The sequence below is a fragment of the Bradyrhizobium sp. AZCC 2176 genome (assembly GCF_036924645.1).
Taxonomy (GTDB): Bacteria; Pseudomonadota; Alphaproteobacteria; order Rhizobiales; family Xanthobacteraceae; genus Bradyrhizobium.
On record NZ_JAZHRX010000001.1, the window covers coordinates 6,152,614 to 6,166,800 of the forward strand.

General features: G+C 64.4%; 15 protein-coding genes. 11 read left to right on the forward strand and 4 right to left on the reverse strand.

The genetic code is table 11. From position 1 onward, the window contains the following. Positions 1–56 precede the first annotated feature (56 nt). The 6 genes from V1288_RS28970 (at position 57) to V1288_RS28995 (ending at position 4,708) form a co-directional block, all read left to right on the forward strand. Entirely contained in the window at positions 57–1,034 is a 978-nt protein-coding gene (locus tag V1288_RS28970) for a Bug family tripartite tricarboxylate transporter substrate binding protein (protein WP_334360271.1), read from the forward strand. Positions 1,035–1,037: 3 nt separating this feature from the next. Further along, the gene (locus V1288_RS28975; protein ID WP_334360272.1) at positions 1,038–1,655 is read left to right on the forward strand and encodes a flavin reductase family protein; all 618 of its coding nucleotides are present in this window, start codon (positions 1,038–1,040) and stop codon (positions 1,653–1,655) included. Positions 1,656–1,728: 73 nt separating this feature from the next. Then, entirely contained in the window at positions 1,729–2,589 is an 861-nt protein-coding gene (locus tag V1288_RS28980; RefSeq protein WP_334360273.1) for a fumarylacetoacetate hydrolase family protein, read from the forward strand. A gap of 3 nt (positions 2,590–2,592) precedes the next feature. Continuing rightward, entirely contained in the window at positions 2,593–3,396 is an 804-nt protein-coding gene (gene hpaH / locus V1288_RS28985) for a 2-oxo-hept-4-ene-1,7-dioate hydratase (protein ID WP_334360274.1), read from the forward strand. Between the two features lie 29 nt (positions 3,397–3,425). Then, entirely contained in the window at positions 3,426–3,809 is a 384-nt protein-coding gene (locus V1288_RS28990; RefSeq protein ID WP_334360275.1) for a RidA family protein, read from the forward strand. A 23-nt stretch (positions 3,810–3,832) separates the two neighbouring features. Continuing rightward, on the forward strand, positions 3,833–4,708 hold the full coding sequence (locus tag V1288_RS28995) for an amidohydrolase family protein (protein ID WP_334360276.1): 876 nt from the start codon (positions 3,833–3,835) through the stop codon (positions 4,706–4,708). 212 nt (positions 4,709–4,920) lie between these two features. On the opposite strand, the gene V1288_RS29000 is transcribed toward V1288_RS28995, so the two are convergent. Then, positions 4,921–5,307, reverse strand: a complete 387-nt coding sequence (locus V1288_RS29000) for a DUF1330 domain-containing protein (protein ID WP_334360277.1) — start codon at positions 5,305–5,307, stop codon at positions 4,921–4,923. A gap of 361 nt (positions 5,308–5,668) precedes the next feature. On the opposite strand from V1288_RS29000, the gene aat reads away from it, so the two are divergent. Then, positions 5,669–6,349: a leucyl/phenylalanyl-tRNA--protein transferase gene (aat, locus tag V1288_RS29005; protein ID WP_334360278.1), complete on the forward strand. Its 681-nt coding sequence runs from the start codon at positions 5,669–5,671 to the stop codon at positions 6,347–6,349. Between the two features lie 52 nt (positions 6,350–6,401). On the opposite strand, the gene V1288_RS29010 is transcribed toward aat, so the two are convergent. Together V1288_RS29010 and V1288_RS29015 are read right to left on the reverse strand one after the other, a co-directional pair. Continuing rightward, a complete protein-coding gene (locus tag V1288_RS29010) occupies positions 6,402–7,436 on the reverse strand; it encodes an aldo/keto reductase (protein WP_334360279.1) in 1,035 nt (344 codons plus the stop codon). A gap of 27 nt (positions 7,437–7,463) precedes the next feature. Further along, positions 7,464–8,645 carry an MFS transporter gene (locus V1288_RS29015; protein WP_334360280.1) on the reverse strand — a complete coding sequence of 394 codons (1,182 nt, stop codon included), beginning with the start codon at positions 8,643–8,645 and terminating at the stop codon, positions 7,464–7,466. A gap of 103 nt (positions 8,646–8,748) precedes the next feature. Between V1288_RS29015 and V1288_RS29020 the strand changes: the two genes are divergently transcribed. Further along, positions 8,749–9,708, forward strand: a complete 960-nt coding sequence (locus V1288_RS29020; RefSeq protein ID WP_334360281.1) for a LysR family transcriptional regulator — start codon at positions 8,749–8,751, stop codon at positions 9,706–9,708. Between the two features lie 42 nt (positions 9,709–9,750). Here V1288_RS29020 and V1288_RS29025 read toward each other — a convergent pair whose 3' ends face one another. Continuing rightward, entirely contained in the window at positions 9,751–10,755 is a 1,005-nt protein-coding gene (locus tag V1288_RS29025) for a DUF2155 domain-containing protein (protein ID WP_334360282.1), read from the reverse strand. A 295-nt stretch (positions 10,756–11,050) separates the two neighbouring features. Between V1288_RS29025 and V1288_RS29030 the strand changes: the two genes are divergently transcribed. The 3 genes from V1288_RS29030 (at position 11,051) to V1288_RS29040 (ending at position 14,093) form a co-directional block, all read left to right on the forward strand. Continuing rightward, positions 11,051–11,830, forward strand: a complete 780-nt coding sequence (locus V1288_RS29030) for an SDR family NAD(P)-dependent oxidoreductase (protein WP_334360283.1) — start codon at positions 11,051–11,053, stop codon at positions 11,828–11,830. A gap of 33 nt (positions 11,831–11,863) precedes the next feature. Next, entirely contained in the window at positions 11,864–12,811 is a 948-nt protein-coding gene (locus V1288_RS29035) for an alpha/beta hydrolase (RefSeq protein WP_334360284.1), read from the forward strand. 61 nt (positions 12,812–12,872) lie between these two features. After that, positions 12,873–14,093 (forward strand): SLC13 family permease, encoded by a 1,221-nt coding sequence (locus V1288_RS29040; RefSeq protein WP_334360285.1) that lies wholly within the window; start codon positions 12,873–12,875, stop codon positions 14,091–14,093. Positions 14,094–14,187: the final 94 nt, after the last annotated feature.

The window sequence follows — 14,187 nt, forward strand, 5'->3', positions numbered from 1 at the left end:
GGGGCTCGCGCAAAACAAAAAGGTAGCGGCGATCCGCCGCTTTTCGGGAGAATGCGATGAAATTTTTCGCGATCGCAGGCGTCGCTGTATCGGTACTATTTGCGGCTTCGTTGAGCACGCCCGCCGAGGCCCAGCAATGGCCGGCGCGGCAGGTTAAGCTGATCGTCCCCTATCCGGCAGGCGGCAATGTCGACAGCGCGGCGCGCGTCATTGCCGACAGGCTGCAGGCCAAGTTGGGCCAGCCATTCATCGTGGAAAACAAGGCCGGCGCCGGCGGCCTGATTGCCGGCGAGGCGTTCGCGAAAATGCCTCCCGACGGCTACGCCTTGTTCGTCGGCGCCAACGGCCCGGTGCTGTTCGCGCCCGAGATCGCAAAGCGCGAGGCCTACAATTGGAAGCGGGATTTCGTCCCGATCACCTCGATCACGATGACGCCGCTGGTGCTCGAAGTGCATCCCTCGGTGCAGGTCAAGGATCTGAAGGAATTCATCGAGCTCGCCCGCCGCGATCCCGGCAAGCTGACGATGGCCTCGCCCGGCCAGGGCACCACCAACCATCTACTCAGCGAACTGATGCAATCGGCGCTGGGCCTGCAGTGGCTGACGGTGCATTACCGCGGCAACGCCCCTGCGCTCAACGACCTGATCGGCGGACAGGTGCAATTTGCGCTGGATCAGATCTCGGTCGGTCTGCCTTCCATCAAAAGCGGCATGCTGCGCGCGCTCGCCGTCACTGGCAGCCACCGTGCCTCCTGGCTTCCGGATGTGCCGACCTTCACTGAACTCGGCTACAAGGAATTTGACGGCCAGACCTTCACCGGCCTGTTCGCGCCCGCGCGTACGCCGGCAGAGATCGTGACCAAGCTCCACGACACCCTCGCGGAGATCCTGAAAGATCCCGCCATCGTCGAGAAGTTCAACGCGCTCGGCGCCGAGGCCGTATCGATGACGCCGGCGGACTTCACCAGCTACCTCGAGCGCGAGGACGCCAAGTGGATTCCCGTCGTCCGCAAGGCGAACATCAAGGCTGACTGATCCATGCAGATCGATCCCGGCGATCTCGGCGCGGAGCGGATTTACCGGCTGATGACCGGCATCGTGGTGCCGCGTCCGATCGCCTGGGTGACGAGCCTGTCGCGCAAGGGCGTGCTCAACCTCGCCCCGTTCTCTGCCTTCACCTTCGTCTCGCAGAAGCCGCCGATGCTGGCCATTAGCGTCGGCCGCAAGGGCCCCGACTACAAGGATACGGCGCACAACATCCTCGACACCGAGGAGTATGTCATCCACATCGCCGACACGCCGCTGATGGCTGCGGTGCATGACAGTTCGGTCGAGCATCCGCCCGAAGTCAGCGAGGTCGAAGAGCTCAACCTGGAAACGCGTCCCAGCGATCGCATCAAGGTGCCCCGGCTTGCCGCCGCGCCGGTCGCGATGGAATGCGTGTTTCGGCAATGTCTCGAATTCGGCGAGGCGCGCAGCCGGCTCATCGTCGGCGAGGTCGTGATGTTCCACATCCGCGACGGTCTCGTGAACAACGGCAAGGTCGAGACCGAGACGCTCGACCCGATCGCCCGCATCGGTGGGCCCCGCTACGCCCGCCTCGGCGAGATCGTGACGCTGCGCGGCGTCTTCCAAACCCCGAAATCGACCGATTAGCGGTGGCAGCAATCCGTAGCGCGCTTGCTGACGCCGGACGCAGATCGAAGCAGAATTCTCGAAGAGGACGACAATGCGACTGGTGAGCTATCTGGTGGAAGGAGAGCCGCGCTACGGCGCGGCAGTCGACAGCGGCGTCGTCGATCTGACGAAGCGGATCGGCCGCGACTTCTCCGACGTGAAGGCGCTGATCGCGGCCAACGCGCTTGACGATGCCCGCGAGGCGGTGGCCGGACAGAAGCCGGATTACGCACTCAAAGACCTGGACGTGCTCCCGCCGGTCCTGGCGCCGGAAAAGCTGTGGTGCATCGGCGTCAACTACAAAGACCGCAACGCCGAGTACAAGGACAATTCGGACCTGCCGAAATATCCGAGCCTGTTTGTCCGCAACCCTTCTTCGATCGTCGGCTCGGGTCAGCCGATCGAGAAGCCGAAAATTTCCGAACAGCTCGACTATGAGGGCGAACTCGTGATCGTGATCGGCAAGGAAGGACGGCACATCCCCCGCGAGCGCGCCTGGGACCACATCTTCGGCATGACGCTGTGCAACGAAGGCAGCGTTCGCGACTGGCTGCACCACGGCAAGTTCAACGTCACCCAGGGCAAGAATTTCGACCGCTCGGGCAGCATCGGGCCATGGATCGTCACATCGGACGAATGCAATCCGCGCGGACCTCATGACATTATTACCCGCGTCAATGGCGAGGTGCGCCAGAGCGACTCTACCGAGCGGCTGATGTTCCCGTTCGATTTCCTGATCGCCTACCTTTCCGCGTTTGCCACCTTGAAACCCGGCGACATGATCGCGACCGGCACCCCGACCGGAGCCGGCGCCCGGTTCACGCCGCCGCGCTGGCTCAAGCCAGGCGACGTCGTCGAGGTGGAATCCAAAAGCATCGGCATCCTTCGCAACACCGTGGCGGAGGAGCGGTAGCCGATGCTCGATCAACCAACCGTCGAACGGCTGGCGCAGCGCCTCGATGACGCCGAACGCAGCAAGTCGCTGATACCAGCGTTCACGCGCGAATATCCTGACCTCACGATCGAGGACGCCTACGCCATTCAGCGCGCCTGGACCAAACTGCAGCTCTCCCGCGGCCGCGTCGTCAAGGGGCACAAGATTGGCTTGACCTCGAAAGCGATGCAGAATGCCGTCGGCATTTCCGAGCCGGATTACGGCGTACTGTTCGCGGACATGTTCTACCCCGACGCGTCGCCGATCCCGTTCGACCGCTTCCACGCGCCGCGCATCGAGGTCGAACTGGCGTTCGTGCTGAAGACGCCGTTGAAGGGCCCGGATTGCACGCTGTTCGACGTTCTCAATGCCACCGACTACGTCACGCCGGCGCTCGAAATCCTGGAGACGAGGATGCATCGCGTCGATCCCGTGACCAAGGCGCCACGCAAGGTGATGGACACGATTTCCGACAATGCCGCGAATGCGGCGCTGGTCGTCGGCGGCAGGCCTATCCGCCCGCTCGATTTCGACCTGCGCTGGATCGGTGCCCTGTTGTTTCGCAACGGCCAGATCGAGGAGACCGGGATCGCCGCCGGTGTCCTCAACCATCCCGCCAACGGCGTGGCCTGGCTCGCCGACCGGCTGGCCGCCCAGGGCGAGTACCTCGACGCTGGCGAAGTGGTTTTGGCCGGATCGTTTACGCGCCCGGTCGACATCATCAAGGGCGACACGTTTCACGCCGATTACGGCCAGTTCGGATCGGTGTCCTGCCAGTTCGTCTGAACAAGAAGCGTCCCGGAAGGAGAGCAGAGATGACAAGGCGCAAGAGCATTCATATCGGCGAGTTCAAGCACGCCAATCCCATTCCGAACGCCTGCCGCATCGGCAATCTCCTGATGTCCGGTGTCATCCTCGGTCGCGACCCCGCGACCGGCAAGATGCCGGAAAAGATCGAAGATCAGTGCGCCAACATGTTCGGCCACATGAAGGCGATCGTGGAGGCCGGCGGCGGGACCACCGACGACATTATCAGGATGACGGTATGGCTGCAGGACCGCAGTCAGCGTGCGCCTGTCAATACCGAGTGGCTGAAGATGTTTCCCGACGAGCATTCGCGGCCTGCCCGTCACGCGCTGCAGATGGACATGGAGAACGGCGCGCTCGTGCAATGCGATTTCACCGCCGTGATCGGCTGACACGACCGAATAAGGAGCCTGACATGCCGGCCTACCTCCCGTTTGATCCGAACCCGCGCCGCCCTTCAAGGCTGCCGCCGCCGAAGAGCATCGACAGCCAGTTTCACGTGCTCGGTCCGCTGGAGAAATATCCGGTGCGGCCGGGCGCTGCCTACCAGATGCCGACCGCGACCTGGGAAGCGGCGCTGCGCGTCCACAAGGCGCTCGGCATCGAGCGCGGCATCATCGTGCAGACCACGACCTATGGCGCCGATCACTCCGTGGTTCTCGACGGCCTCGTGGCGATGGGGCCGAACTACCGCGGTTGCGCCAACGCGCTGGTGTTTGCCGAAGCCGACGACGCCTATCTCGCCAAACTTCACGACGCCGGCGTGCGCGGGGCCCGCTTCAGCTTCCGGCAGGAACTGGGCGCAGTGCTCTCGGACAAGGATTTTGCGCGCGCGATCGCGAAAATTCGCGAACTCGGCTGGTACGCAAAAATCCAGCCGGAGAAGGACGGCATCGTCTCCAGCGTCGCCAAATACGAAAACCTCGACGTGCCCGTGCTGATCGACCACATGGCCCGCCCTGACCCTATGCGCGGCAAGGAAGATCCGAATTTGCAAAAGATGCTGGAGCTTCTAGCGAAGGGCAATTTCTGGGTAATGCTGTCGCTTGGGGAAAAGACCTCGAAGAAGGGCCCGCCCTGGGACGACGTCATTCCGATCGCGCGCGCCTATATCGAAGCCGCCCCCGACCGCTGCGTGTGGGCCAGCGACTGGCCGCACCCGGTCTCGGTGGTGCAGCCGCCCAATGACGCCGACTTGCTCGAACTGCTCTATCGGTACGTCGTCGACGAGGCGGAACTGCAAAAGATTCTGGTGACCAACCCGGCCAAGCTGTTCGGCTTCAAGGACTAAGGCGTGGCGCTCATAAACGCTTGGCCAGACACGACATAGGTTTCCCCATTCGCCGGCAAAGCGGAGATGGCCCGAATTGCTGCTGGCTCGACCCGACCGCGAATGACCGGAAAGAAGACGTGCAGCAAAGCCGCGGTAACTCAAGTCCTTCGTGCGAGAAAGAAGGCTGCCAGCCAAGGCGGCCTTCAATTCGGCAGGCCCATTGTGAACAGCTATTGAGGTACCGCCTCAACGGCGAAGGAGCGGAACTTCGCCAGACTGTTGCGGAGCGGCACGAGGTCTTTGAAGGCCGCTGAATCGCGATACGCTTGGATTTTCTCAACGGTATCCCATTGGATGATAACAACGCGTGGCTTCGGCGGCTCTCCTTCGATTGTCGTGGTTTTACCTCCAACGGCAAGGAACTTGCCGCCAGCCGCTTTGATGGCGGCCTGAGCCTTTGGCGCGTAGTCCTTCACGTAGGTCTCTGTGTTCGAGGGCTCGATTTCAACGACTTGGTATACTGGCGGCCTGGCCTGAGCATGAAGTCTCTCAACCGCGACTGCACCGAGTCCTAAGCCCGCCAGCATCGCCAATGTCACTGAATGGTGAGTCTTCATGACGTTTCTCCCTGGTCACTGCGGAAATTATTCGGTCGTGCAGGCTCGCACGGCCGTGCGATTGCGAATGCCAAGACGCGCCGGCTAAAAAAGACTGTCGGTCTATTTGAAGTGCGACGCCTGCCGACGGCATCAACGCTGCCAATAAAAAACGGTGACGTCGGCACGCCCCAATGACAGCTCGCGGACCAACTGGATGTCCGTTCATTCAGCGTACAACGTCGGCCGGATTGTTGGAAGGGCGGGAGGACATCTATTGAGGCGCACCAATCAAACTCGATTTACTAACGATCGGGGCGACGCCGCCATTTTTTGTCTGAAGCGTAGCATAGGCCCGTGCCGTCCTGCTATTCTCCCGCGCATGACATCGCGCGAGTCAGCCGTTTCCGAAATCACGCCCGAGGTGCTGCTGCGGGCCTATGCCTGCGGCATCTTCCCGATGGCCGAGAGCGCCGGTGATCCGACGCTGTTCTGGGTCGAGCCGGAAATGCGCGGCGTGATTCCGCTTCAAGGCTTCCGCATCGCCTCGCGGCTGGCCCGCACCGTGCGCTCGGACGCCTTCCACGTCACCGTCGATACCGCCTTCAAGGCGGTCATCGCGGGTTGCGCGGCGCCGCAGCCGGGCCGCGACGATACCTGGATCAACAAGCGTATCAGGGATCTCTATGTCGGGCTCCACGAACTCGGGCACTGCCACAGCGTCGAGGTTTGGCAGGACGGCGACCTCGTCGGCGGCCTCTACGGCGTCAGCCTCGGGCGGGCCTTCTTCGGCGAGAGCATGTTCCATCGCGCCCGCGACGCATCGAAAGTGGCGCTGGTGCATCTGGTGGCGCGGTTGATCGCAGGCGGATTCGAGCTGCTCGACACACAATATGTCACCGAACATCTGCGCAGCTTCGGCGCGATTGAAATTCCAAGGCGCCGCTATCGCGTATTGCTCGACAAGGCGATCGCCGGCGAGCCTGCGGATTTCCTGAATTTGGCCGCCGGCCAACCGGTCAGCGGCGCGGAAGCGCTCGCGATCATCGCCGAACGCAATTAATGCGTAGGTCTTGCAAAGCACCGAGGCGCTGCGGCGTCCGCTTCCGGTCGGCTCAAACCGGCGGCGGGTTCAATCGCGCAAAGCCTTCCTGGACGCGATAAGGATAATAGGGATAGCAGGGCATCGCCGCGCTCGCCTTGTCGAGGCGCGCGATCTGCTCGGCGGTCAGCGACCAGCCAATGGCGCCGAGATTATCGCGGAGCTGCGCTTCGTCGCGCGCGCCGATGATCACGGACGCCACGCTTGGGCGGGTGAGCAGCCATGCGATCGCGACCTGCGGAACGGTGCGACCGGTCTCGGTCGCGACCGCATCCAGGACGTCGACGACGCGATAGAGCCGCTCCTCGTCGACAGGCGGACCGAACTGCGCCGTCTCGCGCAGGCGACTGCCCGCCGGCAGCGGCTGGCCGCGTCTTATCTTGCCGGTGAGACGTCCCCAGCCCAGCGGGCTCCAGACCAGCGCACCGACGCCCTGATCGAGACCGAGCGGCATTAGCTCCCACTCATAGTCGCGGCCGACGAGCGAATAATAGACCTGGTGCGCCACATGGCGCGGCCAACCGTGACGCTCGGCAATGGCGAGCGACTTCATCAACTGCCAACCCGAGAAATTGGAGGCGCCGACATAGCGCACCTTGCCGCCACGGACGAGCCCATCAAGCGTTGACAGCACTTCCTCGATCGGCGTGAAGGCATCGAAGGCGTGGAGCTGCAGCAAGTCAATGTAATCGGTCCCGAGCCTCCGCAAGGCGGCGTCCACCGCCAAAATGAGACGATGCCGCGATGAACCCGCGTCGAATGGACCATCACCCATCGGCAGGCTCGTCTTGGTAGAGATCAGCACCCTGTCGCGGCGGCCTTTGATCGCGGCGCCGAGAATCGCTTCCGACGCACCGTTCGAATAGACATCGGCGGTGTCGAACAGGTTCACGCCGGCTTCGAGGCAGATGTCGACCAGCCGCCTCGCTTCCTCGGCGTCGCTCCGACCCCACGCCGAGAACAGCGGCCCCTCTCCGCCGAACGTGCCAGTGCCGAAACTGATAACGGGGACCTTCAAGCCCGAGGCACCCAGGTTGCGATATTGCATCATCGTGCTCCTTTTGATGCTTTGCTTTCATTCCGCCGGGCACGCCGCAGCAGAAGGTACCGGCCGGTCGAGACGCAAGCTCCATAGCGCCAGCAGGAGCCCCGCCGCGGTGATCGCCGCCGCGACGAGTGGAAGCGCGGCAAGGCCGAGGCCCTGATCGATCGTTAGCCCGCCGGCCCAGGCGCCGAGCGCATTGCCGAGATTGAAGGCCGCGATGTTGAGGCTGGAGGCGAGCGTGCGCCCCTCCGTGCCGGCAGCTTCGAGCACGCGAAGCTGCAGCGGCGCCACGGTGGCGAAGGCGGCGGCACCGAGCAGGAAGATGAACGCCACCGCGAGGCCCTTGATCGACAGGACCGCCGCAAGCGCGACGAGCACGAGTGCAAGCGCCGCAAGCGTGCCGATCAGGGCGCGTCCGAGACCGCGGTCGGCGAGCCGCCCACCCGCAACATTGCCGATCGACAGGCCGACGCCGAACACGAGAAGAATCGGCGAGACCGCCGCTTCAGAGAAGCCGGTCAGCCGCGTCAGGATCGGCTGGACATAGGTAAAGACCACGAACAGGCCGGCAAAACCGAACACGGTCATGGCGAGGCCGAGCAGGACTTGCGGACGGCCGACCAGTGCCAGTTCCTCGCGCAGCGAAATGGCTTTCTCATTGCCACCCACATGGCCGGGAACGAGAACGACCAGCACTGCGAAGGCGACCACACCGATCGCGGTCACCGCCCAGAACGCGGCGCGCCATCCCAGCATCAGGCCGAACCACGCGCCGAAGGGAACGCCGAGCAGAGTAGCCACCGTCAGCCCAATGAACATGGTGGCAATCGCCGAAGCACGCTTGTCCTCGGCGACGAGGCTCGTAGCCACCACCGAACCGACGCCGAAGAATGTGCCATGAGCAAGAGACGTGAGGATCCGCGCCGCCATCAACAACCCATAGTCCGGCGCCAGCGCACATGCGGCGTTGCCGAGGGTAAAGATCGCCATCAGAGCAAGCAGTACCGCCTTGCGCGGCATCCGCCGCGTCGCCAGCGTCAGGATCGGCGCGCCGACGAACACCCCGAGCGCGTAGCCGGAGATCAGCAGGCCCGTCGCGGAGACGGAGACCTGCATATCGGCGGCGACCTGCAGCAAGAGACCCATGATGAGGAATTCAGTGGTGCCGATGCCGAAGGCACCGGCGGTTAGCGCAAGAACGGCGGCAGGCATGCGTTGCTCCGGATCAGGACAGGGTTGCTGCAACGCAAATAGCGGAAGGGCCACGAAAGAATTAGAATGCCGGTAGTCCAATCATTTGTGACGTGAAATCAACATGCCCCGGCTCGACATCAACCGTTCCACCGAGATGGAAGTCTTCGTCCGCGTCGTCGACCTCGGCGGGTTCACCGCCGCGGCAAAAAGCTTTCGCATGACCCCATCCGGCGTGAGCAAGCTGGTATCCCGCCTGGAAGCCCGGCTCGGCACGCGGCTTGTGAACCGGACCACGCGCAAGCTCCAACTGACCGAGGAAGGCCAGGCCTTCTATCAGCGCTCGTTGCGCATCCTCGGCGAGATCGACGAGGCGGAGCGCGAGGCCGGCTCCGGCGCAGCGCCGCGCGGGCATCTGATGGTGAACAGCAACATCCCCTTCGGCATGCAGCACGTGATGCCGCTGTTGCCGCGCTTCCTCGCCGAGCATTCCGATATCACGCTCGACATCGTCCTCACCGATACGGTCATCGACCTGATGCAGGAGCGCGCCGACGTGGCAATTCGCGTCGGGCCGCTGGGGGCGTCGCGCCTCGTCGCGCGCAAGCTCGGGACCAGCCGCATGGCAGTGGTGGCCGCGCCGACCTATCTTGCCCGTTTCGGCGAGCCGAAGACGCCGGCCGAACTCGCGGGCCATCGCGGCATCGGCTGGACTTTTCCGCGCAGCATCCGCGGTTGGCCGTTCCGTCGCGGCGAGCGGATTGAGGAGGTGCTGCCGCCGCCGGCAGCACGCGCCAGCGACGGCGAAGCGGTCCGCCGGCTCGCGCTCGGCGGAGTCGGCTGTGCACGCCTGGCTCTATTCCACATCGGTCCGGACATCGAGGCCGGACGCCTGGTTCCGGTGCTGCACAACTACAATCCCGGGGACCGCGAAGACATCCATGCGATCTACGTCGGCCACGCCGGGCCGCTGCCGGCGCGCGTGCGCAGCTTCATCGATTTCCTCGCGACGCACATCCGCATGGGCGACCCTACCCTAAGGCGTACTGCCGACGGCAAGTGGCGGCTACACGGCAAATGCTGAGTATCCGGGCGGACAACACCCCGACGCGCAGGCGCGGACGTCTTAATTCCCGAACAATCCGCCAAACAGCCCACCCGGCCGCTGCTGTGGCGGAGGCGGCGGTGGCGGAGCCTGTTGCGGCTGCGGCTGGAATTGCGGCTGCGGCGGCGGTCCAGGCGGGCGCGGCGCCGCCTGCTTCGGCTGCGGCGGACGCTTTGCGGCCGGCGGCGGAGCCGCCTTCGCCGGATCGGGCTGCGCGCTGACGATGGTCTGGTCGGGACCTTTGCAGTCGGTCAGCCAGATGTCGTAGACGGGATGCTCGACGCCGTGCAGGCCGGGGCTCGCGGCGTACATCCAGCCCGAGAAAATCCGTTTCACCTCGCCCTGCAGCGTGATCTCGTCGACCTCGACAAAGGCGTCGGTGTTGGCGGCCTCCGTCGACGGCCGCGTGTAGCAGGCACTGGTCTTCACGCGCAGCGCGCCGAACTGCACGGTCTCGCCGATATCCTCGTCGAAATTGATGATGCGGCCGGTAATCTTGTCGAGGCCGGAGAAGCTGGCCTTCTTGTTGGTGATCTTGGTGGCCGGCGGCTCGGACACGACCTCGTCGCCCGGCTGCAGGGTCGCCGGCGATTGCGGCACGCCCTTGGGCTGGCGCTGGCCCGGCGGCAATCCCGGCTGCGCATTGGGCGGCGCGTTGGCAACGCCCGGCTGGCCCGGTTGCGGCGGCTGAACGGCGACGCCCGGCTGCGTGCCTTGTGGCGCGACCGTTGTGCCTGGCGGCGGCGCCAGCGGTTGCGATTGGAAGCTTCCCGGCGGCGGCGCGCCCTGCCCCGGCGGCGGACGGTTCGGGGTCGGCAACAGGCGGCCGCGCGGCAGTTCCGGCACTTCCTCGTCGTCGTCGGGGAATGGTTGCTGCTGCTGATTGCCGCGTGGAATCGCGCCCGGCGGCCGCAGCGGCGGATCGGAAAAGATATTGCCGATCTGCGCCTGCGCCGGCGGCACAAGCGAGGTCGTGGTGGCGGCAATCAAGGCCGCAAGACCGGTCAGGGCAATGGTTCGAAGCATCTCGCGGCTTTTACAGGCGAATCGGGCTCGCGACATAGTACAGACTTAGCCGCCGCTCGCGTCCCATCCGGTTAACACGGCGAATACGGCGGGGAAAGGGCCGGTTTACCGCCTTCCTGCCGCACTCGACCGTGGCCTGAAAAGCAGGAAACCGGCCTTCTGATAGGCGCCCCATGATCTAGTCAGCCCCCGCCGCAAATGAAATAGTCGCTTCCGGTCGCGCGAGAGTGCCCACTCCTGGCGCGAAAACCATCAAAATCCGGGATAACCGGACGAACGAGAGGAAGCCCCAGCTATGCCCGATCGAATTCGCCTCGATGGCCGGGTTGCCGTCGTGACCGGCGCGGCCGGCGTCATTGGAACCGCGACCATCCTCCTCTTGGCCGAACGCGGTGCCCGCATCGTTGCCGTCGACCGCAAGGAGCGGGATCTTGCGGCCGCCATCAAGGATCTGCCGGCTTCGGCCGAAGCGCTCGCGGTCACGGCGGACGTCACAAGGGAGGACGAGGTCGCGGAATATGTCCGCGCCACGGTCGACAGGTTCGGCACTATCGATGTGTTCTACAACAATGCCGGCATCGAGGGCGACATCAAGCCGATCCCGGAATATTCGCTGGAGAGTTTTCGGCGCGTGCTCGACGTCAATGTCGTCGGCGTCTTCCTCGGGATGAAGCATGTGCTGCCGGTGATGCTGAAGCAGAACAACGGCAGCATCATCAACACAGCCTCCATTGCCGGCCTGATGGGATCGCCGATGATCGCCGTCTACAGCGCCAGCAAGCACGCCGTGATCGGGCTCACCAAGAGCGCCGCCTGGGAATGCACCGGCACCGGCGTCCGGGTCAATTGCGTCTGCCCGGGCCTGATCGACAGCCGGATGCTGAGCACCATCCTGCAGGGCCGCAATCCCGGCAACGAGCCGCCGCCGACCGATAGGATCGTCGACCGGATTCCGGCGCGGCGGCTCGGACAGGCGTCCGAAGTCGCCTCCATCGTGGCGTTCCTCGCCTCCGACGAGGCCAGCTACGTCTCCGGCTCCGCCTATACCGTCGACGGCGGCCGGACCGCCGCCTAAGCTTTCAATCAACGCACGAGGTCTTCGCAAACCATGCCAGTAACGCTCGATCCCGATGCCGCCGCCGTCTACAAGGCTTTTCAGGAAGCGGGCCGCCCGGCCTATGAGACGCTCACCGCACCGGAAGCCCGCGAATACTATCTCAACGCCCGCTTCGTCAGTAATCCCGAACCGCCCGAACTGGAATCGGACAAGCTGCTGTCGATCCCCGCGCCGCATGGCGCGCTCCCGGCCCGCATCTACACGCCGAAGACGCTGCGCAAGACCAACGGTCTCGCACCATGCCTCGTCTTCTTCCATGGCGGAGGCTGGGTGATCGGCAATCTCGATTCCCACGATGTGGTCTGCCGCATGCTCGCCCATCAAGGCGAGCTGATCGTCATCTCCGTCGACTACCGCCTCGCGCCCGAGCACAAATTCCCGGCCGCCGCTGATGATGCCATCACGGCAACGAAATGGGTTTCCGCCAACGCCAAACAACTCGGCATCGACGCCGCGCAATTGCTGGTTGGCGGCGACAGCGCCGGCGGCAACCTTGCCGCCGTCGTGGCGCTGGCCGCGCGCGACGGCGGCGGCCCAAAACTCGCCGGCCAGGTGCTGATCTACCCCGCCACCGACTTTGCGATGAGCCATCCCTCGCACAGCGAACCCGAGACCAGCATCCTCCTCACCCATTCCGTGATCAAATGGTTCTGCAACCATTATCTGAACGGCGCCGCCGACATCGACCACTGGAAGGCCTCGCCCGCGCGCGCCACAACGCTCGCCGGGCTACCGCCGGCCTATGTACTGACCGCGGGCGCCGATCCGCTGCGCGACGAGGGGGCCGAATATGCCGCGCGGCTCAAGGAAGCCGGCGTGCCCATGACCTACCGTCACTTCCCCGGCCAGTTCCACGGCTTCTTCACCATGGGCAAGCTCTTGCAGCAAGCCAACGTCGCGGTCAGCGAAATCGCCGATTGGCTCAAGACGCTGAAATAATGCACATTGCAGATTGCGCGCTGAACTCCGTGAATTTCCCCTGCCCGCATCCGAGGCCGTTGTGATCGAACCCATCCTTGTATTCGGAATACCCGTCGACTTCATCCTGTTCGCGCTGACGCTGCTCGGAGTCGCGCTGTTTCATCACAAGACGCTTCAGGTCGCGCTCGCCGGCCTTGCCGCGATCATCGTCTACAAGTTGATCTTCACCGGTTTCAAATACGGCACCGGCCTCGGCGGCCTCGGCCACCACATGGCGCATGAGTGGGTCACGCTCGCCAACCTGTTCCTGCTGCTGATGGGGTTTGCGCTGCTGTCCCGGCATTTCGAGGAAAGCCGGATTCCGGATGAGATGCCGGCGCTGCTGCCGGACGACTGGAAGGGCGGCGTCGTGCTGCTCGTGCTGGTGTTCGTGCTGTCGAGCTTCCTCGACAATATCGCCGCCGCCCTGATCGGCGGCACCGTTGCGCGGCATGTATTCCAGGGCAAGGTTCACATCGGCTATCTCGCCGCGATCGTCGCGGCCTCCAACGCCGGCGGCGCGGGCAGCGTCGTCGGCGACACCACCACCACCATGATGTGGATCGCCGGCGTCAGCCCGCTCGCCGTGGTGGAAGCCTATGTCGCGGCGATCGTCGCCATGCTGATCTTTGCCGTGCCCGCCTCCATTCAGCAACAGCGCTACTCGCCGATCCAGAAGGATGCGTCGAAGGGCCTGAAGATCGACCCGGCGCGGGTTTTCATCGTCGCCGCGATTCTGCTCGCCGCGTTGGCCGCGAACATCATCGCCAATCTGAAGTTCCCCGCCCTGCTCGATGCCGTCCCGGTTCTCGGCATCGCCGTCTGGGCGGTCATTCTGTTGACGGCGGGACTGCGCGCGCCCGATTGGAAGGTGATGCCCGAAACCTTCAAGGGCACGATCTTTCTGCTGGCATTGGTCACCGCGGCCTCGCTGATGCCGGTCGAGAAACTGCCGGCCGCCTCATGGCCGACCGCGCTGGGCTTAGGCTTCGTCTCGGCCGTGTTCGACAACATCCCCCTCACCGCGCTTGCGCTGAAACAGGGCGGCTACGACTGGGGTTATCTCGCCTATGCCGTCGGCTTCGGCGGATCGATGATCTGGTTCGGCTCGTCGGCGGGCGTCGCACTGTCGAACATGTATCCGGAAGCCAAATCCGTCGGGCGCTGGATCAGCCAGGGCTGGCCGGTGGCTGTGGCCTATGTCGTCGGGTTCTTCGCGATGCTGGCCGTGCTCGGCTGGCACCCGGATAAGCCGCTTTAGCCGCTTTCCATGGACGGCGAAGGCGATGGCCGGCCCGGCGTCGGCCATCATCCACTGCCTAGTTTTCCCAAAACAGACTTAAGCCGCAATGTCA

Excerpts from the sequence above, each read along its gene's own strand:
- aat (WP_334360278.1), top strand. The coding sequence starts at position 5,669 with ATGACATCGCGCGAGTCAGCCGTTTCCGAAATCACGCCCGAGGTGCTG.
- V1288_RS29020 (WP_334360281.1), top strand. The coding sequence starts at position 8,749 with ATGCCCCGGCTCGACATCAACCGTTCCACCGAGATGGAAGTCTTCGTC.
- V1288_RS28990 (WP_334360275.1), top strand. The coding sequence starts at position 3,426 with ATGACAAGGCGCAAGAGCATTCATATCGGCGAGTTCAAGCACGCCAAT.
- V1288_RS29035 (WP_334360284.1), top strand. The coding sequence starts at position 11,864 with ATGCCAGTAACGCTCGATCCCGATGCCGCCGCCGTCTACAAGGCTTTT.
- V1288_RS28980 (WP_334360273.1), top strand. The coding sequence starts at position 1,729 with ATGCGACTGGTGAGCTATCTGGTGGAAGGAGAGCCGCGCTACGGCGCG.
- hpaH (WP_334360274.1), top strand. The coding sequence starts at position 2,593 with ATGCTCGATCAACCAACCGTCGAACGGCTGGCGCAGCGCCTCGATGAC.
- V1288_RS28995 (WP_334360276.1), top strand. The coding sequence starts at position 3,833 with ATGCCGGCCTACCTCCCGTTTGATCCGAACCCGCGCCGCCCTTCAAGG.
- V1288_RS29015 (WP_334360280.1), bottom strand. The coding sequence starts at position 8,645 with ATGCCTGCCGCCGTTCTTGCGCTAACCGCCGGTGCCTTCGGCATCGGC.
- V1288_RS28970 (WP_334360271.1), top strand. The coding sequence starts at position 57 with ATGAAATTTTTCGCGATCGCAGGCGTCGCTGTATCGGTACTATTTGCG.
- V1288_RS29010 (WP_334360279.1), bottom strand. The coding sequence starts at position 7,436 with ATGCAATATCGCAACCTGGGTGCCTCGGGCTTGAAGGTCCCCGTTATC.
- V1288_RS29000 (WP_334360277.1), bottom strand. The coding sequence starts at position 5,307 with ATGAAGACTCACCATTCAGTGACATTGGCGATGCTGGCGGGCTTAGGA.
- V1288_RS29025 (WP_334360282.1), bottom strand. The coding sequence starts at position 10,755 with ATGCTTCGAACCATTGCCCTGACCGGTCTTGCGGCCTTGATTGCCGCC.
- V1288_RS28975 (WP_334360272.1), top strand. The coding sequence starts at position 1,038 with ATGCAGATCGATCCCGGCGATCTCGGCGCGGAGCGGATTTACCGGCTG.
- V1288_RS29030 (WP_334360283.1), top strand. The coding sequence starts at position 11,051 with ATGCCCGATCGAATTCGCCTCGATGGCCGGGTTGCCGTCGTGACCGGC.